The following is a 23853-nucleotide window of genomic DNA, read 5'->3' as shown; positions in this document are numbered from 1 at the left end:
CTAAAGATCCGGATCGTGCCTCAGCAAAGCAATAAAGGCAGAGAGATGTTTTTCAATGGTGAGATCGGCAGAAATCGCGGGTAATTCCAACGTGATGCAAGGTAAATCACGTTCACTACACCAAGTGCCGAATGAGCCGGGTGTTTCGTAGTCGACATCGTCTACGATTGGCAGCTGGAACTGCTCGCCGAGCCATTTGGCAAGGTCGGAATGTTTGGGATCATCCACAAACGCAAGCGGTTCATGAAACGACACCACAAACTTTGGCTTGCGCAGTTCAATCAAGTTAATTAATGCGCTCACTTCAGGCTCTAGTTGGTTTTTAGTGCCAGTTTTCACCTGTACGTCTCGAACGGGTGTGTGAGAGCTCCATCGATACACTGTGCCATGCTCAGTCCAATTTTGGGTTGGAAACGCGCGATTGAGATCCACTTGGTTTGCATTTGCACGTGTGCCTAGTTGGTTGCCGTCAGGATTCATTGACAGGATCACATCATGTCGTAAGTTATCAGCAGGCAAGCTTCTTAGCGCGCAGGACAAACCTGCAATCGAGGCCGTCTCGTCCCCGTGAGTGCCTGCCAAAATCAAACCTCGCGAAGCACTTTCGACTTGAGCCGGAAAATACAGTAATGGCGCACCAAGCACGGATTGACCGTATGATGTTGGCCGAATTAAAAATGCCGCTCTTTCCGTTCTTGGAATTAGACTCACCGTAATCTCCTGATTGATGAAGTAGTATCAATATCTAAGCTAATTACACCTAGCTAAACTGAACCGTTTAAACTCGTCAACGGTTGAAATGTTAATTGTGGCACTTGCTTCACAAGACGCGTTAGGAGAACGAAAAACGATATGGATTTTAAAAAACATTCAACGGCGTTGCTGATTTCCTCTTTATTCACCCCTTTTCTTGCTACATCAGTTGCTGCGGAGACCTTACCTAAAGGCATTCAACTTGCCGCAGAACAGCATTTAGTACGTGCGAATGACGCAGAGGCGGCGACGCTTGACCCAGCGAAAGCCGAAGGTCTGCCAGAAATGCATGTGATTCGTGACTTATTTGAAGGGCTTGTGATTCAAGATCGTGACGGAAACATTATTCCCGGTGTGGCAGAATCATGGGAAACCAACGACAACCAAACCTTTACTTTTCACTTGCGCAAAGACGCGAAATGGTCGAATGGCGAGCCTGTGACAGCGGATGATTTTGTCTATTCACTGCGCCGAGCGGTAGATCCGAAAACCGCTTCTCCAAATGTTTGGTATCTCAAACTCACCAAGATCAAAAACATCACCGATGTAGCAGAGGGCAAAAAGCCTTTGGACGATCTCGGTATCAAGGCAGTGGATAAATACACCCTACGTTTTGAGTTGGACAGTCAAGTGCCGTACTTTGTTGCTATGACTGGGCACACGTCCATGATGCCAGTGCATCAAGCGACAGTGGAAAACCGCGACAAGCCGTGGAGTGATCCAGACCAATTTGTTAGCAACGGTGCATTCACATTGGATAAGTGGGTCGTGAATGAGCGCATTGAACTGGTTAAGAGTCCAAGTTACTGGGACAGCGCAGATACGCATCTAAACAGAGTGACTTATATTCCGTTTGAAAACCAAAACGCGTCGATCAATCGTTATGCGGCAGGAGAGCTGGATATCACGTCAGATGTGCCGACTCATATGGCGCAGAAGCTTAAACAAGATTACAAGCAGGCTTACACGGTGGTGCCATTATTGTGCACGTATTACTACGCGTTCAATACCACTCGTCCGCCATTTGATGATGTGCGAGTGCGTCAAGCGGTGTCGTACTCCATCATGCGCGATGTGATTACGAATGGTGTCACGCAAGTGGGCAACCTTCCTGCTTATACTTTTGCGCATCAGTACACCGCAGGGTTTGATGCGACGCCGCCTGAATACAGTAAGTGGAGTCAGCAACAACGTGACGAGAAAGCGCGTCAGTTGTTAAAAGAAGCGGGTTACAGCCAAGACAAGCCGCTCGATTTTAAATTGTTGTACAACACCAGTGAGGCAAACAAATCGATCGCGGTTGCGATAGCGTCGATGCTACAAAAAAATCTCGGTGCAAACGTGGAGTTAGAAAACCAAGAGTGGAAGTCATACTTAGTGGCGCGTAAACAAGGCAATTTCGATGTGATGCGCGCTTCCTGGTGTGGTGATTACAATGAAGCGTCTACTTTCCTGAGCTTACTTCGCTCAGGTTCCTCGGGTAACTTTGCACGTTACAGCAGTGAAGCGTACGACAACGCGATGAACAGTGCATTGGCCGCAACCAATGAGAAAGCGCGCCAAGGTTTCTATGATCAAGCCGAGCAATTGTTGGCGGCGGATATGCCAATCGCACCGATTTACTACTACATGCAAGCGCGTTTGGTTCGTCCTACGGTTGGCGGTTTTGCCAAGAACAACGTAGAAGGTCGTATCTACTCGAAAGACCTCTACATCAAGAAGTAGCGCTCAAAACAAGCGATAAATATGAAGCCCCGAAGATGTATCTTACGGGGCTTCTTTTTATTGTTAGCGAGTGGAGAGCTTGTTCACGAGCATAGCGACTCGTTTGCCAAGATACTCTGCTGTTGCAACATCAGAAGCATGCAACTGACCATCTTCACCACCTTGTGCAACAATACCACCTTGTACACCATAACGATTCAGGTTTTGCTCCCCAGAATTGCTGATCTTATCCAACCCGACCCACATCATGCCGTGTTGGTTAGCGAGCGTTTGTAGATATTGTAATGTGCAAGATTGGTCGCCATTCATTGCCCCACCACTGGTAAAGCCAGCCGCGATTTTGCTCGCCCATTTTTGGTAATACCAAGATTCACTGCTTGCATCTGCAAATGCTTTAAACTGCGCTGCTACACCGCCCATATAGGTCGGTGAGCCAAAGATAATCGCATCACACTCAGCAAGTTCATCCATTAGTTTAGGGTTCACAAAACGTCCCTCAATAATCTCATTGCCTTCAATTCGGTGAGAGAGGATTTCACAGTCATCTTGCTGCTTAATGCCTTGTTGTTCAACGCCTGCGGCAATCGCGCGAGCAAGCTGACCAGTAACGTCGGTTTTAGAGAAATAAATAATCGCAATTTTGGACACAATGGTTCCTTTTTTCATTGTTGATTTTTAATCGTCCGACTAAGGCTAAAACCTCAAGCTAAGTTGAGGTCAACACTAAAACTTAAAAAGAAGTGCATTAAAAAAGCCGATGTAGATACATCGGCTTTTTAGTGGGTTATTTCTTTCTGCGAGTATAAATCCGAGATTTTGCTTTACTTGGCTCTGGCTTGTTTTTTGCCAGCTTTAGCACTGCTTTTTGCAAAATCTGGTTGTTTGGGTAAGTGATCAAGTTACCGTTGTCGTGCTTAATTAACACGTGAAACATGCTGATTTCTTGAATCTCACCGCAGATGTCTTCATCTTTGTCTACGACTTTAATTCGGTCACCCACTCGGTATGGGAAGACAAAAAAGATCAAAAAGCTGGCAGTGATGTTGCTCAGAATTGACCACTGCGCAATAAACGCCACACCTAATACGGCAAAAATGGACGATAGGAACAAAGACACATCGCCATAGCCAATACCTGTGATAATGGCAAAAATAGAGGCGGTCAAAAATAGCAGCGCGACATTGAAACAGCGCTGAATAAAACTCAAACGAGCCTTTTTTACACCTTTCGTTGTTGCCAAATTTAGGATGGCTCTATTTACAATCCTCTTCAGGATGCGATACGCGATCAGGACAAAAATGCCCATCAATAGTTTGTAACCGAGGGAGCCCGTAGTGAAATACTGGCTCACTTGCTCTAATTGGATCCAATCATTCATTTCTTCATCTCGACGATATCTAGAAAGCGGCTTTTATAGCTGATTTTTTGCTGTAAGTAATCACAATTTTTCTTTACACCATTTGTCTCTGTGTTGAGGTACCACAGAGTACTATATTGGTTAATCAAAGACTTAGTGAGCATTGCGAACTCTTTGGCTTCATTACTTATATTCAACCAAAGCTGACGTGATTTTGAAGAGAGCAATCTTTGAGCTGTATCCCATATCCGACATTCTATGACGCTAGTTCCTTATAAACGAGCTGAATATGACTTTTGTCCTGATAACCTAAGGTGTATTAATTGAAATAGCTTTTAGGGCGTTGAAAAATGGAAGAAGATGAAAAGGCGATTATGATTTTATTCGTGATTGTTGGCCTTGTACTCGTTTGGGTCGCGCTTGAAGAACTTAATTATCTCGGGCTCCCAATAAAATAAGCCCCGTTAAACACAAGTTAAACGGGGCCTTTGTCTTTTATCAATGTGAATTCAGGTTAGCTAACCGCACGCACTTTGCCTTGTTTCAAATCGTTCAGCACTTGCGCTTTAGGGCCATCTGCGATGATGCTGCCTTTCTCCATCACAATTACGCGATCAACGATGTCGAGCATAGACGTTTTATGCGTAATCAGAATCAGCGTTTCACTAGGTTTCAACTGTGCTAATTGATGCTTAATGTGCATCTCTGAGCGGTTATCCATCGCACTGGTTGGTTCATCCATGAGTAGAACAGGAGGACGACCCAAAAATGCACGAGCGATCGTGACTGCTTGACGTTGACCCCCCGAAAGCATTGCACCACCTTCACCAACTTGGCGTTCTAAGCCCGCTGGGTCAGATTGCGTAAACGCAGTAACACCGGCACGATTCGCTGCGTCTAGTACGTCACGGTCATCGGTTAATGGGCGACCTAGCGTAATGTTGTCGCGGATAGAACCAAAGAACAGATTGGAATCTTGCGGCACACAACCAATATTACGGCGAATGTCGACATGATGCAGCTGTGCGATGTCGGTATCATCAATGCGAACATGACCTTCCGTCGGCTGATACAAGCCCATGATGAGACGCTCTAACGTGGTTTTACCCGAACCAATACGGCCTATGATCGCTACTTTTTCGCCTGGGTTAATGGTTAAGCTCAAATCTCGAATCGACGCCACCGGTGAATCTGGGTAGTGGAAGGTCACGCGTTCAAGTTCAATTTTGCCTTGTACTATTGGACGGTGAATGTAACGTTTACCTTCTTCTTGTTCATCCGGCATTTCCATGACTTGATTGATAATTGTCATAGAAGACTTCGCTTGGTTGTAGCGCGTAGAGAGTAAGGATAATTGAACCAAAGGACCAATCGCGCGGCCGCTAAGCATGGTTGCGGCAATCAAGCCACCCATGGTTAAGTCGCCCTCTGCAATCAAGTAAACGCCTAGGATGATCATCCCTACGTTACTACTTTGCTGCACAAAACCTGCTGCGTTTTGAATGCTATCCGTAATTCGGCGGCTTTTTATATTCCAGTTCGCCATGTGCGCAACTGCCTCTTCCCAGCGGTATTGGAATTGGCTTTGCGCACTGAGCATTTTTACGGTTTCTAACCCAGCCAAGCTCTCTATCAAATTGGCATATTTTTGCGATGCTAGGCGTGAACCCTCCTCAATGGAGCGGCGCAGCGGCCCTTGTATCAGTAGCGAGTGAATAATCAAAATGACCACGCCCACCATCGGTACATACACAAGATCGCCAGCCATTAGCCATATAATCACTAAGAACAAAATGGCAAAAGGCAAATCAATGAGAGCACTGACGGTCGCTGAAGTAAAAAACTCTCGAATAGATTCGAATTCTTGTAAATGGCGAGCGAAGGCACCGACCGAAGGCGGCTTTGATTCCATTCTAATCCCCATCACTTTGCTGAACAGTTTGGATGAAATTAGAATGTCAGACTTCTTGCCCGCCACATCAATGAAGTAATTTCTCAGCGACTTGAGAATGAAGTCGAACAGGAACACGACAAAGATGCCACTCGCTAGTACCCATAGGGTTTCAAACGCAAGATTCGGAACCACTTTGTCGTACACCAAGCGAGTGAATAGCGGAGCGGCAACCGCAAAGAGGTTGATAAGAAGTGATGCGATTAAAACATCACGGTAGATGCGTTTTGACTGCCACAAGGTGGACCAGAACCAGTGGCCTTCGTTGGTTTTGAGCACTTCGGGAGAGCGCTCATCGAAACGGAATTGCTTTTTAACTAAAAAGTACCGACCAGTGTATTGCTCAAGTAGGTCTTCTAATGGAATAGAGATCGGCACCATTCCACTTTCTAGGGTGGTTACTTCGGCCTCGCGTTTCTCCATATTGATGCTGTTGAGAACGCAAGAGTCACCGCCTTTAAGAACTAAGATTGCCGGCAGAATTAGGCTAGAGATGCTCTCCAGCTCTGCGCGGTTTTCCTTGGCAACCAATCCGGCCCTTTCCGCTGCTCTTGGTAGCAAAAATGGGGTCAGTTTACCGTCAGATAGCGGTAGTCCGTTGACTAGCGCTTCTGGCGAGTTAGCTAACCCATAGTAACGGCTAACGTAGATGAGCGAATTCAGTAAAGGGTCTTTCATCGTTGATAAACCTTTTTATTCCTTGTCGACGATGAATCCTTGGAATACCTCAACAAAATGTTCAGTGAGGAAATCCAACTGGATTTGAGTTTCGATACGCGATGCGATAGTCGTAATACCAAGGTTGTGGGCAGTACGAGAGATCGACGTTAGCGTGAATTTCTGTTTTTCGTCGTGCAAGTTGTGTGTGAATAGGTAATCGAGCTTCACATAGTTCGGGCGGAACTCTTGGATGTATTCCAAAGATTGGAAGTTACGTCCGTAGTTATCTACGCCGAACTCAGCACCTGATTGGCGAATGGCATTACATAACAGTGCTGTGTGGTGAGGCTGATCGATAAAGCATTCCTCTGGAATTTCAAAGTGTAGCTTAGAGGCCACTTTGGCGTGTTTTTCCAGCATGCTAGTTGTCCAGCGAATAAACGATGGTTGAGATAAGCTGCTTTGCGCGATGTTAATCGCGACTGGGTCATTAAGTTCACCACTTTCTAGCATCTTAATCATTGATTCAATGACATACTGGTCAAAGATGTTGGTGGCGTCTAACTGTTCTAGTGCGAATAGGTATTGATTCGCACGATACGTTTCACCATCTTTTTCGATGCTTGAAAATACTTCGTTGTGGAATACTTTACCCCATGTGTTTTTCGCAGCTTGGAAACGGAATTTAACCCAATCACTATGAATGGCTTCTTCAACCAACGCTTTCCATTGCTGTTTACCCATCAAACTAGAAGGTGTATCACTGCCAATGAAGCCGTATGGCTTGTCTGGTTGCGCTTTGGCTTTCGATAGTGCGTTGTCCACCATCGAGAGGATTTCAGAGCGCGTTTTCTGATCTTTGCTGTGTGCAACCCCTAGTGACGCTTTAGGTTTTGCTAAGCCTGTTGGGTCAGTATTTAGGCCGTTCACACAATTGACGATGCTGTCCGATAAAATGCGTAACTCGCTCTCATCCATATGAGGGAAAAGCAAGCCGAACTCATCACTAGATAAGCGAGCAATAGTGGCACCCGGTACATCAATGGTGTTTTTCAAACGTTGAGACAGTTCTTTAACGTGGGCATCTGCGCGTTGGTAATCTTTGGTCTCGTAAATGTCTCCAATGTATTCAGCATGGAGTAGCGCGATACCCCCTTGCGTTTGCTCTGCAAGCCATTGGTCGATTTGGTTGATGTAGAATGAGCGGTTACCCAATTTAGATATAGGATCGAGGTAAGCCTGAGCACGCAGACGTTGCGCCTCTTTGGCTTGCTCTTTGAATGATAGCTCGATTTGAGCAGACATCATGTTAATGCCATCTACCACCGCGATAAGATCTTTGGTTCTTGGACGAGCAAGCGGTTCACCAAATTGGTTATTCGCGATTTCATGCATTTTATTCACGATGGCCGTTAACGGCTTTAGCGAGCGACGTAGGATGTATGAAATTGCCACTAAACCAGCCAGAAAAATGACACTGAATACAGACAGCAACCCAATAAAACCTTGCCAGAGCTGCTCGTAAGCTGCGCCTGGGTGGCTAATGATTTCTACTTCGGCGAGCTGCATCCAACCACTGGTCACAACACGCTTATCGTGAATCGCTTTAAATAGATTCATGTCGATAAACCATTGTGGCACCGTACTTGGTTTAACTGGGTAAGTACGCACGATCTGGTAGTCAGAATCTAATGCTGTAAGGCGAACAACTGAGTAGGTGCTGCCGTCAAACAGAGCATTAATCACGGACTCAACCGCGACTTTATCTTTGTCCTTTAGGTAAGGAGCCAATGCCAAACCTACGGTGTTAATAGTGTTGTTGACCTCTGAACGTTGCTGTTGCTCCAAGCTGTCTCGAGTCGTGTTGAATTGGATTACGAATACTGATGCCAACAAGAGTATAAAGACCGTAACCATCCCCACCACAAGCTTCTTATATAGGGTCATGTTTCTCACTCGTCATAGTTAATTTTAGGTTTATTTAACTGCAACTTACGTTCGCGCGAGCGTAAGTCATTCCAAAGGCTCAACCGTGATGCTTTCCCTGCCAGCTCTCCAGTGCTAGCAGATGACTTCATCAACCACAGGTTTGTACCATTAAAACTGTATATCGGTAGCAAGTCGCTACGCTTAGAGGCTCGGACAATGTCAGGATTGATATTATCGAGAATGAGCGGCTCAGAACTTGGGGTAGGGTAGTAAGCTAATACCATGTGAAACTGATTCAGTTCGATGGCTTTTACGTATATTAACCGCATCTTTGAATCTGGTATTCCTAGCTCGAGTAAAGAGAAGTACTTAGCAATAGTGAAATCTTCACAGTCTCCTGCGTTACTCCCTAAAAATTCGAGTGGCGTAGCCCAATAATCTGTCTTTCCCCACAGTTTTATGTCGTCAACGAAATACAGCTGATTAAAAAAGTCGTTAACGCCAGCGAGCTGTTCATGAGTCTCTAATTGTTTAAATAAGTCGAGGTTCTTTCGCCATGTATTTACGCGCAATCCCGCACGTTCGCCGTACACCGCTGTGACCGTATTGACCCATCGTTGTTCTTTACTGTTCAGCGCACCAAGTTGGAACGACAAACAACTTAAGCTGATTAATAATGTAACTTTACGCTGCAAATTGGATCGCATATTCGACTCGTATCACAAGTATACTCTTCTAGAGAGTTCGTCAGTGAGAAATAAGTGCTTTTTATTTAATCACTTATCGCTCAATACTCCCTATCGCGAGTATCTTAATGTGGTTTACTCCTTCAAGGCGTTCGTTTTGGCACTTAAAATCGGTTTAAGTAGATATTCCAAAACGGTTCGCTTCCCTGTGATGATATCGACCGATGCTGTCATTCCTGGAATGATTGGTAAATCTGCATCTTGACCAAAGTTTGTTTTTTCGGTGCGTACACGAACAATGTAGAAGCTGTTGCCTTCTTCATCTTGAGTGGTATCCGCGCTGATATGTTCCAACTCTCCCTCTAAACCGCCGTACTTTGTGAAGTCGTAAGCTGTAAATTTCACGATAGCATGAAGATCTGGGCGTAAAAATGCGATGTCTTTTGGCGCAATTTTCGCCTCTACCAATAGTGTGTCTTCTGTTGGTACGATCTCGACGATATCCATACCAGGTTGGATAACACCACCGACAGTATTGATGTTCAGTGTTTTGATTTTGCCTGTTACTGGCGAATTCACAACCGTTCGGTTTACTCTATCTTCCAAGCCCACCGCTGATTCAACCAAGGCAGATAACTGGTCTTGGGCGCTGTTGAGTTTCTCTTGCTGTTCAGAGCGGAATTTGAGTGCAACATCAATACGGTTGAGCATGGATTCTCGAATCGCTGATTGCAATACGGGAATCTTGAGCTCACTGGACGTCATTTCACGACGGGTATCGTTGACTTGGCGCTGTAATTTGAGCAGTTCAATACGAGGAACAACGCCCTCGTCTGCCAAAGGTTTGGTGATATCGAGTTCTTTTTTCGCGTATTGGTAGCTTTGACGCAAGTTCCTTACTCGTGCTTGGATCTCTACCAAGTCCTGCTGCTTTTGCTGCACTTGTTGGTCAATAACAGAAAGTTGGTTGCGTAAATTATCTAGATCTTCGCGATATTCTGCTTTTTGACGCTGTGTGAGTTGAGGTCGAGTCTCTTCCAAGGTTGGTGGGAAGGTCAGTTTACCGTAATCAAGTAGTACACTTTGACGCCAGTTTTCCGTTTCAAAATCACGATTAACGGCAACACTGTTAATAGAAGCGGATAGTTGCAGCACAGATGCGGTAAGGTTGGCAACTTGTTGCTCACGTTCACGAAAATCTGAGCGAAAGCGGGTGTCGTCGATAAGCAGTAACTGTTGGCCTTTTTCAACCAACTGACCTTCTTTGACCAAGATTTCTTTGACTAAGCCACCTTCTAAGTTTTGGACTACTTGTATCTGTGAGGAGGGAATCACTTTGCCTTGACCAACCGTGACTTTGTCGATTTCAGCCCAAGATGCCCAACCTATTGCTGCAATGAAAAATAGCACCATAACCCAAAGCATAAAACGCGCGCTGTTGGGGGTATTGAGGAGCAATGCTGCAGTTTTGTCATCAACAAAATCCAACTCTTCATCGTTGAGTTTGTTGTAGTTATCTCGGCTCATCACAGTCCCTGCTTATATAATTACGGATTATCTTTTTGATCTTATTATTATTAACCGATCGTGTCAGCATGCTCGGCTAATAAAATATGAGAAGAGGGTTATTCTCTCTTCAAATGAGCTTTCTTACACTTTCTAAATCAAACAAAAGCATAATTAGCGCCGGAGTATAGCTATTACGCCTTGAACTTGGCTTTATCCAACTGATGTTTTTTTAGTTTGTCGTACAAGGTTTTGCGTGATACCTGTAATTCTAGTTGAACCTCTTTGAGTCTGCCGCGATGTCTTTGCAATGCATCGAATAACAAGCAATATTCAAAGTATTCTGTGCGCTGAGTCATACTCTGAATTTCAAGACTTTTCTCACTGTTCCAATCTTCCATTCTAAAAGTATCTGGCTTGAGGGCACGAAGTTCAGCAAATTGGCGTAGCTGCTTAACGTTTTCTGGCCATTCGAGACTGGTGAGGTGTTTGACCTCTTCTAGGCTGATATGTGGCGGCTGTAACTGATATCGGCTCGCGGTGTGGCGCACAAAGTGCTTGTATAAAGGCCCTATATCTTCCTTTCTCTCATCGAGCGTCGGTAAGTGAATTAGAGTCGCCAGGGATTTTAGAGGCGGCTCGGCTTGGGTGGTCGCGCCAAAAACACGTTCAAGTTTTGGGTGCTTGAATAAGTATTCCCATTGCTCAAATGATACATGCTCTGCGCTATGTAAGTACAAACTGCAGTGGCGTTTTCCTTCACTTAAGCGGTGTATGGCTTTGTCGAGCGCTTCTAATGAAAGCTCATAGAGGTCTTCACCAGAAGCGGCGATTAGCTCACTATCCGGTGTTGCATGTATGTCGTGGGCAAATTGTGCAGCGAGTCGCCGACCCGTACCATCTTGACCTACAAAAATGAGCTGCTGGCTTGTGGGCGCACTGATCAAGGCGCGACGAATACTAACCATGGCCTTACTGTGACCAATCATTTTCGGACCAACATGAGTTTGCATGTCGAGCTCTTTCTTAAGCCAGATGTTTTCTTGCAACAAGTTCAGTTTATCGCTGGCATTGTTGAGCGATTTCATGAGCTGTTCCGTTGAAAACGGTTTTTCTAGAAAGTCGTACGCGCCGCTTTTCATCGCATCTACCGCGGTTTTCACATCTCCATGTCCAGTAAGTACGATGAATTGAAAGTGATCGTTTTTGCTTCGCAAAGTTCGCATAAACTCCAAGCCATCCATCACGGGCATATGGATATCGGTAATGATAATCGCAGGTGTATTTGAGTCGATTACGCGTAAGGCTTCTACTGCGTTTGGTAAGCAGGTGACGTCTATCCCTTCAATCAGCAGGGCTTGAGACACGGCATCACGAATGTGTGGTTCGTCATCAACAAAGAAAACTGGGTTATTCATGGTCGTTTTCCACTTCTGGGGTACGTTTATTCTGATTGACTATTGGTAGCGTCACGATAAAGGTCATCCCTCCTGCTTGTTGTTCTGTGTTCTGATGTTTATAGGCACAGAGGGAGCCGTGATAGCTCTCTATAATCCGCTTGGAGATTGTTAAACCTAATCCAAGACCCTCCGGCTTAGTCGTAAAAAATGGGTCGAACACTTTTGCTAGGGCTTCGTCTGACATCCCTGGTCCGTTATCGGAAACAAGAATGTCGCAACTGTCATCATGACACTGAACAGCAATGGATATTTGCGGATCGATACAGTGGTTTTCCATCGCTTGTGCCGCGTTGTGGAAGAGATTGATCAGCACTTGTTCTAATTCAACGCTGTGAATGGCCAGCTTCACATCATAGTCGATGGCCGGAACTTTTAGTGTTACTCCTTGCTTAATAAGCTTGTTGCTCAAAATGCTGGTGGCAGTATGTACCGCGTCGTGCAGTACTGAGATTTCATTGTGTGAATCGTGCGTGGTTTTCCGAGTAAAGACTTTTAAGCGGGCAATGACTTCCGAAATGGTGTCATTAAGTGTCAGCATTTTGTCCAAATTGTCGGCGACCATTGGGTATTTTTCCCTTGCCAACAAACGCTGCGAGTTTTCGGTATAGGTTCTTAGTGCGGAAAGTGGCTGATTTATCTCATGATTAATACTGGCTGATAGCTCGCCCAACAGTGCCAATTTCGCGGCTTGCGTCAGTTCTTGTTGTGTTTGTTTAAGCTCTTGTTGGCTTTGCTCATATTGGCGGATGGTCTGTTGTAGCTTTTGGTTGGCTTCACTCAGAACTAGTGTCCGTTGCACTACTTTTTCTTCTAGGCTCACATTGAGATGGGCAAGGCGTGCTTTGTTAACTAGGGTTTGGAACCACGCTAACGCAATTAGAGCAATGAGCGCATATAAGATCAGGAAGACGATATCGGCCTGTAAAACGGCGGCAAGAACGCTGTTGTGGTTAATTAAGGCAACGACGCGAAACCCTTTATCCAATAAGTGTGTTGCGTATGCGAGGTAATTCGGTGATAGAAGCAATTGATTGTCATCAAACTCCGTGACACCACTGTGTGCCGTTAACTCACCAAAATATTCGGGTAAGGTATCGCCATATTGACGCGTTTCGGTAAGTTCATTTATTGCACTCGATGACAGTGGGAAAAGTGCACGATAGCGCCAGTCTGGTAAATTGCTCATAAACACGACATTGTGTTTATCTGTAATGAGTACGTCAGTCGTGGTTTGCGAAAGGCGCTGTTCTAATTGCTCCAAATTCACTTTTACTGTGATCACGCCAACGACTTCCTCATTTACCCACAGCGGAGATGAGAAGAAGTACCCACGTTTATTCGAGCGAACGCCTAATCCAACGTATTGAGCGGGCTCACCGCGTCGCGCATTTTTAAAATAGGGGCGATAGCTAAAACTAGAGCCAACAAACGTATCTTCTTGCTGAAAGTTACTTGAGGCAATGACTAACCCGGTGCGGTCATGAACGTAAATCGTATCGGCCAAACTTTGCTTCAACCAATCTGCTAACAATAGGTTGAGCTCGTGAGAGGGCGTTCCGCGCTCTACTGCTTGGAGTAATCTCGGATCGTGACTTAATAGGTTTGGTATCTGTTCAAACTTTGCCAGCTCGTAGTCCACTTCTTGTGATACTTGCGCGGCTTGTCTCTCTAGCTTTTGTTGCCATTGATCATGTTGGTATTGAGTTGCGTAATGATGAGTAAGCGCAAGCCCTGAAATGCCAACGGCACACAGTAGCAGTAAAAAATGACGTAGGGCTTTGGGGTTGAGTAAGTTCACGATCGGCTCACTGGTTTTTTGTGTCATGGTATCAAATGAAGCACTGTGATGCTGTGAGCGGCAACGATAACAAGCACAATGATGTCCTTGTATTTCCTCAGTATCGGGAGCACAATCGACAAAAACGAGTGAAGGAGTAAAGATGGAACTTGCTGATATTCGTCGTGAGTACACCAAAGGTGGGCTGCGTCGTAAAGATTTGAAAGCTGATCCTATTGATCAATTTAATCTGTGGCTAGAGCAAGCAGTTGAAGCGGGTTTAACGGACCCGACAGCGATGACAGTTGCAACGGTTGATGAAAATGGCATGCCGTTTCAACGCATTGTTCTATTGAAAAACGTCGACAAAGATGGTTTTGTGTTTTACACCAACCTAGGCAGTCGCAAGGCCCAGCAGCTAGAGCATAACAGCAATATTAGTTTGCACTTCCCTTGGCATCCGTTAGAGCGCCAAGTTCATATTACTGGTGTGGCTGAAAAGCTTACCGCCGTAGAGAATATGAAATACTTTACTTCTCGTCCTAAAGAGAGCCAGTTGGCCGCAATCGCGAGCAAACAAAGTAGCCGTATTTCTGCCAGAGGTGTGTTGGAAGGTAAGTTTTTAGAGCTAAAACAGAAGTTTGCTAAGGGTGAAATACCAGTACCAACCTTTTGGGGTGGCTTTCGCGTAAAACCAAAGAGCATCGAATTTTGGCAAGGTGGCGAGCATCGCCTTCACGATCGTTTTCTTTTCTCCCAGCATGATGGAAGTTGGGACATTGATCGTTTAGCGCCATAGGCTTATGGTTCCTCATGAATAAACAAACACCGCCGAATTGGGGCGGTGTTTTTGTAGGTAGAAGCGATGCGAATTATCGCTCTCCATTCAACACAACCGATAATTGATGCTTAAGCAGCGTTTTGGGTACAACAGAGCCGTAGCCTGCTTCCATTGCTTTATCTATTAGCTCGTTCTTGCTGTTCGCTGCAAACTTATTACGTAAGCGTGCGACGTGACCTTCAACGGTTTTTGTTGATATGCCCATGACCTGAGAGATAAATTGAGGCTTTTTGCCATAGAGCAAGAGGAAAAGCGTTTCTTGCTCGCGGCATGTGAGCTTCTCTGGTTTTGGTTGTAAGTCAGAAAAACGAAAGATGGATTGTTGATTTGGGTTGGTACTGATTGCACGACAAACCCAATACCCGACTTCAATCACGGCGGTGTCGGTGAGTTCCCTTCCGTAGAAAATGGTGCCTACGATGTCGCCTTTGTCATCTCGCCACGGTGTTTTAGTAAATATATGTGCTCGCCAGCGGCCATCTGGATAAGGGTGGATATCCAGAATTTTTAGTGACTCGCCAGTTTCGAGAACGTGTTTATCTTGGCGTTGAAATTCTTGCGCGCATTCAGTGGTTGGGCTGGCCATATCAAAATCAGTTTTACCCAAGCACTCCTCGGGCGACGTGTGCCCTAACAGTTCTGCGTATTCCTGGTTTACGTATAGGAATACCGAATCTTTATCTTTGCATCCCCAACAACCTGGTAGCTGTTTAAGGAGGGATTGTTCTATGGTATCGACTGAAATATTCACAAAAGGACTCACTACATACTGCTTTTACCAATACAGAGACGTCCGTGTTACATGGCTCGTATTGATGTTGCCAAGTAGGCAGTTACGTTGCTAGAACACGTTCGTTGATTGGCGCTCAATCCAATTAAATTCATGGTGTTCGATGTTTTCGTCAGGTAGTCATAGACAACGACGAAATGGAACGAAGAGTTTAATTGGGAAAATGGTCTGTTTCATTACAGATATGTGCGCTCACGGATGTCCGCCAATGTTCGGCTTACAACTCGTATCGTCCTTGATCATGCTTCCTACAACTCAGTTGTAATGTGGTTGACGTTCATATCACTTGTGAGCGAAAGAGCAGCACCTAAGCATATGAGAGGGACAGTGAGACAAAAGCTATGATATCAGCTTATGCCATTGTTTTCATTGTTGAGAAGCGAAAAAAAAGCCAGCCTGAAGACGGGCTGGCAACACAAGATATAATCTTGTCGACGTGTAGAAGAGGTTCTAAATTACCTAGCGAGGGTCTGCTAAGTAAGTTAGAGGTATCAATGAGATACCGAGAGCTTTAGATCGTATGCATCTTAAAGCTCGATAACTAATGTATTGAATCAGAGGCATATTAGTAAGGGGGGAAATCCCTCTATGTTGAGCTTAAGAGTGGGTTTCGATCCGTTTCAGGGGCGACTTATCTAATATGGAGCACGGTGTTTTACAAAATAACAGATTGTTCGGTAATAAGGATCTTTACATTGATTGATTATGTATACGTAAGGTGTTGCCTATCTATCCGTTTTTGTTAATAAAATTGGTTGCTCACTGACCGTAAATTAACCTCGCATGATCATCGTTCCGGAACTATGATCATGTAAATGAACTTGATCATGCTGATTTGATCTTGTCGATTGAGTTGGGTAAAAGTTGCAACCCAACAAAGAAGGTATATGATGCGAAGACGTAAGCTGACCGTGTAAAGACGACTGTTTAAAATGAGTGACTCAGATAAACAAAAAATCCTTTCATATCAAGAGATTATGCTGCCAAAGCCGGCGGAGCTGATCACACTTCCGTCTTATATGGATTGCCACGATCATTCTTATACGCAGATCGTGATTGGTTTAAAAGGGCAAGCCGAATTTGAAGTGCGCGGGCGAGGTAATCTTGTCGGCCCTGGTCAAGGTTGTGTGGTTACCGCATGCTCTGATCATGCTTTCGGTGGCGTCATCAATCAATCGGATATTTTGGTGCTGAATATGCCCAAACCGACAAATGATGATCCTGAAATGCTTCAAAAAATCAATAACCTGGAGAGAGACCATGTCTACTTCCAGTTAGATAGTCAAATTCAGAAGCTGATACAGATGTTGGTTCAGGAAATGCGCAACCATCCGGATGACCTGCTGTTAAGTCGTGCGTGTAACGACACTGTGATTGCGTTAATGCAGCGCCATATCTCGGCATTTGAGACCAGTCGAAAAGAGTCGCGCTTTGATTTGGAGGCGATTGATCGTTACATTGAGCAGCACCTGAGTCATAAGATTAGTGTGGCTCAATTGGCCGGGCGAGTGTTTCTTGGGGAAAGTCAGTTCCATTGCTTGTTTAAAGAGCAGATGGGGATTACACCTCATCAATATGTTCTCGGAAAGCGAATCGACATGGCTCGCGAATTAATCGAGCAAGGTCACCTTTCTTTAGGGCAAATTGCCGAGTTTACTGGCTTCTCAAGCCAGAGTACTTTTACTCATACTTTTACTCGCTTACAGGGAATATCACCTTCCCGTTATAAAAAACAAGTTGGATAACAATGCGTTTTTTTAGGTTAAATAATCATCAATTAGAATAAAGCCATGCACTATGCATGGTTTTTTTATGTTTTATTCACGTGACCTATCTCTCGTTTTTTTAAATTCTCTGTTCTTTGCAGTGGTTGATATGCCACTTGATCCTACATTTTCTCTTAGAACGAGCTCTTCACAAAAATCTTATTGATATTCTTGATATTTTGTTGTGAATGCAATGAAAAAATTAAAATTTACAACACAAAATATTACCTATTTGAATGTGACTATGTGGATGTTTTGTTATAAAAGCGAGTTTTTGGCAAAAATGTCGTAGTTTTTGACAAGTATTCTTATCGGCCTCAAAATACACTGCCAGCCATTGATAATCCTCGAAGCGGTTTTCGAGGAGTAAGATTGAGGAACACACATGTTTACAGCTACGAACGTGTTGACACCGGAATTTATCGGGCAGCCGCTTGATAAGTTGTGGTCACTGATCTCGCCATTATATATGGTGGACGAGTCTCAATGGCTAGAGCAACTATTGCCACTAGCGACGCCGACAGAGGATGAAAAATCGGCGATCACTACCCAAACGACCCACCTTATCGAAGCCATTCGTGCCGATAAGAAGTCAATCCAGATGATTGATGCTTTATTGCTGGAATACAGCTTAGATACTCAAGAAGGTATCTTGCTGATGTGTCTTGCAGAAGCATTAATGCGCATCCCAGATGCCGCGACAGCAGATTCTTTGATTAAAGATAAGTTGAGTGTCGCAGACTGGAAATCTCACCTGAAAAACTCTGACTCTGTGTTTGTTAACGCATCAACATGGGGCCTTATGCTAACAGGTAAAGTGGTTGGTCTTGGTGAGCAAGGCACCCAGAGCCCAGGTCAGGCTGTAAACCGTCTGGTAAATAAATTCTCTGAGCCCGTGATTCGTAAAGCCATGTATCAGGCAATGAAGATAATGGGTCACCAGTTTGTTCGTGGTCGTACGATCGAAGAAGCGCAGAAGAACGGTCGCCCAATGCGCGACAAAGGTTTCACCTACTCGTTTGATATGTTGGGTGAGGCGGCGTTAACTACAGCGGACGCGAACAAGTACTTCAAAGATTACCTAATGGCGATCGAAGCGGTAGGTCGCGAGACTTACGGTAACGACACCAGCCCTGCGCCTTCGATTTCCATCAAGCTTTCTGCATTACACCCGCGCTACGAAGTCGCAAATGAAGAACGTGTAATGACAGAGTTGTATGACTCACTAATGCAACTACTAAAACGTGCTATTGAAGTCGACGTTGCAATCACAATCGATGCAGAAGAGGCGGATCGCCTTGAGCTTTCTCTGAAGCTATTTGAGAAAGTGTACCGTAGCGATCTTGTGAAAGGTTGGGGCAAGTTTGGTTTAGTTATTCAAGCCTACTCAAAACGTGCGCTACCAGTCTTGGTGTGGCTAAATGCACTCGCAAAAGAGCAAGGTGACGTTATTCCTCTGCGTTTGGTTAAAGGCGCGTACTGGGACAGCGAAATCAAGTGGTCTCAACAAGCGGGTTATGCAAATTACCCAGTATACACTCGCAAAGAAGCGACGGACGTTGCATACCTAGCTTGTGCTCGTTTCCTACTTAGCGAAGGTGTTCGCGGTAATATCTACCCACAATTTGCAAGCCACAATGCTCACACAGTTACGGCAATTGCTGTCATGGCGGAGCACAAAGAATACGAGTTCCAGCGCCTACATGGTATGGGTGATTCACTGTATAACCATGTTATGAAAATGTACGGTCAGCCAGTACGTATTTATGCTCCTGTCGGTAGCCATGCTGATCTTCTTCCGTACTTGGTTCGTCGTCTGCTTGAAAATGGTGCGAACAGCTCGTTTGTACACCGTCTAGTTGATGCGCGTTGTCCGATTTATGAGTTGACCCACCACCCTGTGGATGTGTTGACGGGTTTTGACACGCTACACAACGACAAAATTCCATTGCCTGCCGATATTTTCCCTGAGCGTAAGAACTCATATGGCGTCAACATTGACATCGACAGTGAAGCGAAGCCATTTGAAGCTCAGGTCGAAAGCTTCATGGACAACCAGTGGGTTGCAGGCCCGATGATCAATGGTGAACGCTTTGCCGAAAGCATGATCAAGGAAAATGCGGCTGAGATCATCACCGCACCATACGATCGCCGAATTGAAGTCGGCAAAGTGGCATTTGCAACACTTGATCATGTTTCCGCTGCAATTGATGCGGCGCAAACTGCTTTCTCTGATTGGAAAGGTGTTCCTGTTGAGCAAAAAGCGGCTTGTTTAGAAAAGCTTGCTGACTTAATGGAAGAAAATCTGGCTGAGCTGGTGGCGATTTGTCACAAAGAAGCGGGTAAAACGATTCACGATAGCATTGATGAAGTTCGTGAAGCAGTGGATTTCTGTCGTTATTACGCGAAACAAGCGCAAAACCTACAGCCATTTGAGCTAGAAGGTTTTGACGGTGTGAAACGCATTTCTAGCCGTGAAGGTCTTGGTGTGTTTGTGTGTATCAGCCCTTGGAACTTCCCGTTGGCTATCTTCCTTGGTCAGGTAACGGCAGCACTGATTGCAGGTAACACTGTGGTTGCAAAACCTGCTGAGCAAACAAGCTTAATTGCCGCTCGCGCTATTGAATTAATGCTTGATGCGGGTTTCCCTGCTGGTGTGATTCAGTTACTTACTGGTCGCGGCGCTGAGATCGGTCATGCACTGACTTCTCATGATGCTATTGCTGGTGTGGCATTCACTGGTTCAACGGCAACGGCGCAACGCATTAACGTCACGCTTGCGGAGCGCAGCGCGAAACCGGTTCCGTTTATTGCGGAAACAGGTGGCCAAAACGCAATGATTGTGGACAGTACTGCATTGCCAGAGCAGGTGGTGCGTGATGTGATTCGTTCGGCGTTTGCATCTGCAGGTCAGCGTTGTTCTGCCCTTCGTGTTTTATTTGTACAAGAAGATGTAGCAGACCGTATGATCAACCTGATTCAAGGTGCGATGAATGAGCTGCATGTTGGTTTACCTTACCTACACAAAACGGATGTTGGTCCGGTTATCGACAGCAATGCAAAACAAAAACTCCTTGCTCACCTTGAGCAAATGAGCAAAACACAGACTAAAGTCGCTCAGCTACAGCTGGATGAATCGTGCCAGCATGGTGACTTTGTCTCACCAAGTGCGTTTGAAATCTCGGGCATCGATGTGCTGAAAGAAGAACAATTTGGTCCAATCTTGCACATTGTTCGCTTTAAAGCGTCTGAATTACCGAACGTGGTTGCGCAGATCAACAAAACGGGTTTTGGCTTGACGATGGGTATCCATAGCCGTAACGAAACCACGTACCGTTGGATTGAGAAACATGCACGAGTAGGTAACTGCTACATCAACCGAGACCAAGTTGGTGCTGTGGTTGGTGTACAGCCGTTTGGTGGTCAAGGCTTGTCAGGTACTGGCCCGAAAGCTGGTGGTCCACACTACCTATTCCGATTTACTCAACATCTTCTTGCTCAAGCAGAAAACGCATAAGGAGTCGCATTATGGTTCATCAGATCACCTATTTTAAAGATGCATTCTCTGCGTGGGAGCAGTGGAATCTGACTGATTTTGATTACAAATGCGAGCATGTTCTGGCATTTAAATCTGCACTAGAAGGGCAGCAGTCTACCGTTGCCAAAGTGGTTTCTTACCACTTGCAACAAGCATCAGCTCTTCTTGCAGAAACTCACCAGTTAGTTGGCCCTACAGGGGAAACTAACGAACTGTATGCCGCAGGACGCGGTGTGGCTTTGGTGATTTGTGAAAACAACATCGAGCCTGCTGATAATGCGTTATACAGTGCTTTTGCGATGATCACCTGTGCCTTAATTGCAGGCAACAGTGTGGTCGTTTGCAGTGACAATGCAGAGCTAAACCAATTGGTTAAGCAAGCTGTAGCGTTGGCAAACTTCCCATCTAACTTAGTCCAGGTTGTTGCGTACGATGCGTCTGCCCCGTTGCTTGAGAGCGATGTACGTAGTGTGGGTTATGTTGGGCGTTCACAGATTGAGCATGCGCTCAATCTTCAACTAGCTAAGCGTGACGGTGCAATCGTCGGCTTAGTTTCTGAAACGGATTTAGAGTCACCGAAATTGGCTCATGATCCTCATCTCTCGTTGCGCTTCATTACTGAGCGCACTCGAACGATAAATATTACCGCGGTGGGTGGTAACGCAACTCTACTCGAGTTGGGGAACGAAACTCACTAACCTGACTTGTAATGCCAATCTGGAGTAACTGGACTGAGAGCCGGTCCAGATTGGTTTTTTATACTCTGATGTATTGCTGAGACGGTAAAATATCAGGGCAGGCAAGGAAGGAAATAATTATAACGAGGACTATCTAATGATAGAAAATAGCTTTGCTATCACGTCCACTTTTGTGGCGTATTTACTGATTATGGTTGCTATTGGCGTTTACGCGTATAAGAGGACTTCCAATTCATCTGACTACTTCCTAGGTGGCCGTAGCCTAGGTCCGTGGCCTGCTGCATTATCTGCAGGTGCTTCAGACATGAGTGGTTGGTTGCTGCTAGGCTTGCCTGGCTATGCGTACGCTGCGGGTATCGAGGCCTTCTGGTTAGCCGGCGGTCTACTTCTTGGTACATGGGCAAACTGGCTCATCAGTGCAAAACGCCTCCGTACCTACAGTATCCAAACTGACGCGCTAACGTTGCCAGAGTTCCTGTCACGTCGCTTCAACGATAAGTCGAAACTGATTCAGACAATCTCTGCGTTTTTCATTCTTCTATTTTTCCTTTTCTACACCAGCTCAGGTTTGGTCGCAGGGGGCAAACTGTTTGAGACGGTATTCGGTCTAGATTACACCTACGCTGTTATCATCGGTACGGTGTGTGTCGTTTCTTACACACTATTCGGTGGTTTCCTAGCGGTATCTTGGACTGACTTAGTGCAAGGTCTGCTAATGGCGGCTGCGCTAATGATTGTTCCTATAGCGGTAATGGACGGTGGTTTAGGTCAGCTAAGTTCTGATCTACATGACATCAACCCAGAACTTGCAACGCTATGGAATGACGCGAAAGGCGAACCATTGTCTGCGATTGCCATTATCTCTCTAGCGGCGTGGGGCCTTGGTTACTTTGGTCAGCCACACATCCTAGCGCGTTTTAAAGCGTCTCGTTCAAACAAAGATCTAACGACTGCACGTCGTATCGCAGTGATTTGGACGGCACTATCTATGGTTGGTGCAATGCTTGTTGGTCTTGTTGGTCTGGTTTGGGTTACGGGTCATCCGGGTACTCAACTAGAAGACGGCGAGAAGATCTTCATGCTATTGGTTAACGCAGTATTCCACCCTGTCGTTGCGGGTATGTTGTTAGCAGCAATCCTAGCGGCGGTAATGAGTACCGCTGACTCACAGCTCCTTGTTTCATCTTCAGCGCTTGCAGAAGATTTCTACAAGCAAGTATTCAAGCCAGAAGCGTCTTCTGAAGAAATCGTAATGATTGGTCGTATCGGTGTTATCGTTATTTCGCTTGTTGCGCTATTCCTAGCGATGACGCCTGATAGCTCAGTACTTGGTCTTGTATCTTACGCTTGGGCTGGTTTTGGTGCGGCATTTGGTCCTGCGGTTGTACTTAGCCTTTACTGGAGCGGTATGAACCGTAACGGCGCGTTAGCAGGTATTCTTGTTGGTGGTATCACTATCGTGGTTTGGAAGCAGCTAACTGGCGGTTGGTTTGATGTGTACGAAATCGTACCGGGCATCATCTTCTCTACGCTTGCTATCATTGTGGTAAGTAAAGCAACGGGCGGTGCTGCGCAAGACGTGTTAGACCAACACCAGTCGTTCGAGAAAAAACTGGTTGAACTAGACTAGTAACTTCCCGTATATGAACACAAAGCCCGCTATTTTAGCGGGCTTTGTTTTATCTGAAACTTAATTAACGTTAATGGTGGTAGCTTGAGATCAAAGCTTAGCATTGCTCGGTTAGATTGGAGTGTTAGTCGCGACGAATTTTGGCGTAAATAACGGTGTTACTCAACTCTCCCGATGTAGTCAGACGTTCGTTTCTGAGCTCTCCTTCGAACTCATAACCACAGCGCTCGGCTACAGCCCGGCTCTTTTGGTTGGTGCTATCAGCATGAATTGCGATTCTCTTGGCGCCCAAGTCATCAAACGCATAGCGCTCAACTTCGAGTACAGCCTCGGCAACATAACCATTGCCAACGGCAGCATTATCTAACCAATAACCTATCTCAAAGGATGGTACGTCGGGATCTCGAATCATCAAGCCGACCGCACCCAGTAAGCGATCGCTTTCCTTTTCAATGATGTAGTAACGCAGCTCTTCTTCGAAGTTTTCAAAGTTTGCGATGGCTTTCTCTGTCCCTTCTATCATCGCTTCTAATGTCAGCACATGAGGCACCCACGGCAGATAGACTTCGAGAGTCTTTTGGCTGCGAACGACAGCTTGATGCGCCTCTTCGGCTCGTTCTAAACAAGCAGGGATGAGTTTGAGACGTTTCGTTTCCATGCCGACTCTCCTATGGGTGAAAAATGAGCGGAAAATCATTTAAACAGATGTACTTAGAATGATCTAGTCAACGCCGTCATATTATTCACTTGGTTTGCCAGAGAGAAACTGAGAGAATCGAACCGTTA

The 23853-nt window shown here is 45.5% G+C and carries 17 protein-coding genes; 6 read left to right on the top strand and 11 right to left on the bottom strand.

From position 1 onward, the window contains the following. The gene (gene mpaA, locus R7E29_RS12645; RefSeq protein WP_053350131.1) at positions 1 to 711 is read right to left on the bottom strand and encodes a murein tripeptide amidase MpaA; all 711 of its coding nucleotides are present in this window, start codon (positions 709 to 711) and stop codon (positions 1 to 3) included. A 141-nt stretch (positions 712 to 852) separates the two neighbouring features. On the opposite strand from mpaA, the gene R7E29_RS12640 reads away from it, so the two are divergent. Beyond that, positions 853 to 2478, top strand: a complete 1626-nt coding sequence (locus R7E29_RS12640) for an ABC transporter substrate-binding protein (protein WP_193239610.1) — start codon at positions 853 to 855, stop codon at positions 2476 to 2478. Positions 2479 to 2541: 63 nt separating this feature from the next. Here the strand turns inward: R7E29_RS12640 and R7E29_RS12635 are convergent, their stop codons facing one another. The 8 genes from R7E29_RS12635 to R7E29_RS12600 all read right to left on the bottom strand — a co-directional run bounded on the left by R7E29_RS12635 (position 2542) and on the right by R7E29_RS12600 (position 13852). Then, positions 2542 to 3126 carry a flavodoxin family protein gene (locus tag R7E29_RS12635; RefSeq protein WP_017635653.1) on the bottom strand — a complete coding sequence of 195 codons (585 nt, stop codon included), beginning with the start codon at positions 3124 to 3126 and terminating at the stop codon, positions 2542 to 2544. A gap of 136 nt (positions 3127 to 3262) precedes the next feature. Then, complete coding sequence (locus tag R7E29_RS12630; RefSeq protein WP_017820061.1) at positions 3263 to 3856, bottom strand: mechanosensitive ion channel family protein; 594 nt, start codon at positions 3854 to 3856, stop codon at positions 3263 to 3265. A gap of 493 nt (positions 3857 to 4349) precedes the next feature. Then, positions 4350 to 6464, bottom strand: a complete 2115-nt coding sequence (locus R7E29_RS12625) for a type I secretion system permease/ATPase (RefSeq protein WP_005374556.1) — start codon at positions 6462 to 6464, stop codon at positions 4350 to 4352. Between the two features lie 15 nt (positions 6465 to 6479). Beyond that, positions 6480 to 8393, bottom strand: coding sequence for an EAL domain-containing protein (locus R7E29_RS12620; RefSeq protein WP_005383568.1), 1914 nt, complete (start codon positions 8391 to 8393; stop codon positions 6480 to 6482). A gap of 5 nt (positions 8394 to 8398) precedes the next feature. Continuing rightward, on the bottom strand, positions 8399 to 9082 hold the full coding sequence (locus tag R7E29_RS12615) for a transglutaminase-like cysteine peptidase (RefSeq protein WP_005374561.1): 684 nt from the start codon (positions 9080 to 9082) through the stop codon (positions 8399 to 8401). 114 nt (positions 9083 to 9196) lie between these two features. Further along, a complete protein-coding gene (locus tag R7E29_RS12610; RefSeq protein WP_005374562.1) occupies positions 9197 to 10588 on the bottom strand; it encodes an HlyD family type I secretion periplasmic adaptor subunit in 1392 nt (463 codons plus the stop codon). Between the two features lie 173 nt (positions 10589 to 10761). Next, positions 10762 to 11985, bottom strand: coding sequence for a sigma-54-dependent transcriptional regulator (locus R7E29_RS12605; protein WP_213906625.1), 1224 nt, complete (start codon positions 11983 to 11985; stop codon positions 10762 to 10764). After that, entirely contained in the window at positions 11978 to 13852 is a 1875-nt protein-coding gene (locus R7E29_RS12600; RefSeq protein ID WP_213906626.1) for an ATP-binding protein, read from the bottom strand. Before R7E29_RS12600 ends, R7E29_RS12605 begins: the two co-directional genes overlap by 8 nt. A gap of 115 nt (positions 13853 to 13967) precedes the next feature. Here R7E29_RS12600 and pdxH point away from each other — a divergent pair, with 115 nt between their 5' ends. Beyond that, a complete protein-coding gene (gene pdxH, locus R7E29_RS12595) occupies positions 13968 to 14603 on the top strand; it encodes a pyridoxamine 5'-phosphate oxidase (protein ID WP_005374570.1) in 636 nt (211 codons plus the stop codon). 73 nt (positions 14604 to 14676) lie between these two features. Here the strand turns inward: pdxH and R7E29_RS12590 are convergent, their stop codons facing one another. Further along, positions 14677 to 15396 (bottom strand): PAS domain-containing protein, encoded by a 720-nt coding sequence (locus R7E29_RS12590; protein WP_017820063.1) that lies wholly within the window; start codon positions 15394 to 15396, stop codon positions 14677 to 14679. A gap of 971 nt (positions 15397 to 16367) precedes the next feature. Between R7E29_RS12590 and R7E29_RS12585 the strand changes: the two genes are divergently transcribed. The 4 genes from R7E29_RS12585 to putP all read left to right on the top strand — a co-directional run bounded on the left by R7E29_RS12585 (position 16368) and on the right by putP (position 23067). Beyond that, entirely contained in the window at positions 16368 to 17180 is an 813-nt protein-coding gene (locus R7E29_RS12585; RefSeq protein WP_213906627.1) for an AraC family transcriptional regulator, read from the top strand. A 406-nt stretch (positions 17181 to 17586) separates the two neighbouring features. Next, positions 17587 to 20718, top strand: a complete 3132-nt coding sequence (putA, locus tag R7E29_RS12580; protein ID WP_213906628.1) for a bifunctional proline dehydrogenase/L-glutamate gamma-semialdehyde dehydrogenase PutA — start codon at positions 17587 to 17589, stop codon at positions 20716 to 20718. 11 nt (positions 20719 to 20729) lie between these two features. Further along, on the top strand, positions 20730 to 21437 hold the full coding sequence (locus R7E29_RS12575) for a delta-1-pyrroline-5-carboxylate dehydrogenase (RefSeq protein ID WP_005392153.1): 708 nt from the start codon (positions 20730 to 20732) through the stop codon (positions 21435 to 21437). A 136-nt stretch (positions 21438 to 21573) separates the two neighbouring features. Beyond that, positions 21574 to 23067 carry a sodium/proline symporter PutP gene (gene putP, locus R7E29_RS12570; RefSeq protein WP_005374582.1) on the top strand — a complete coding sequence of 498 codons (1494 nt, stop codon included), beginning with the start codon at positions 21574 to 21576 and terminating at the stop codon, positions 23065 to 23067. A gap of 124 nt (positions 23068 to 23191) precedes the next feature. Here putP and R7E29_RS12565 read toward each other — a convergent pair whose 3' ends face one another. Beyond that, positions 23192 to 23725: a GNAT family N-acetyltransferase gene (locus R7E29_RS12565; RefSeq protein ID WP_017820066.1), complete on the bottom strand. Its 534-nt coding sequence runs from the start codon at positions 23723 to 23725 to the stop codon at positions 23192 to 23194. Positions 23726 to 23853: the final 128 nt, after the last annotated feature.

This window comes from Vibrio sp. Vb1729 (assembly GCF_033338655.1).
GTDB classification, from domain to species: Bacteria; Pseudomonadota; Gammaproteobacteria; order Enterobacterales; family Vibrionaceae; genus Vibrio; species Vibrio alginolyticus.
The sequence above is the reverse complement of the archived record's forward strand: the minus strand, read 5'-3'. Positions and strand labels throughout refer to the sequence as shown.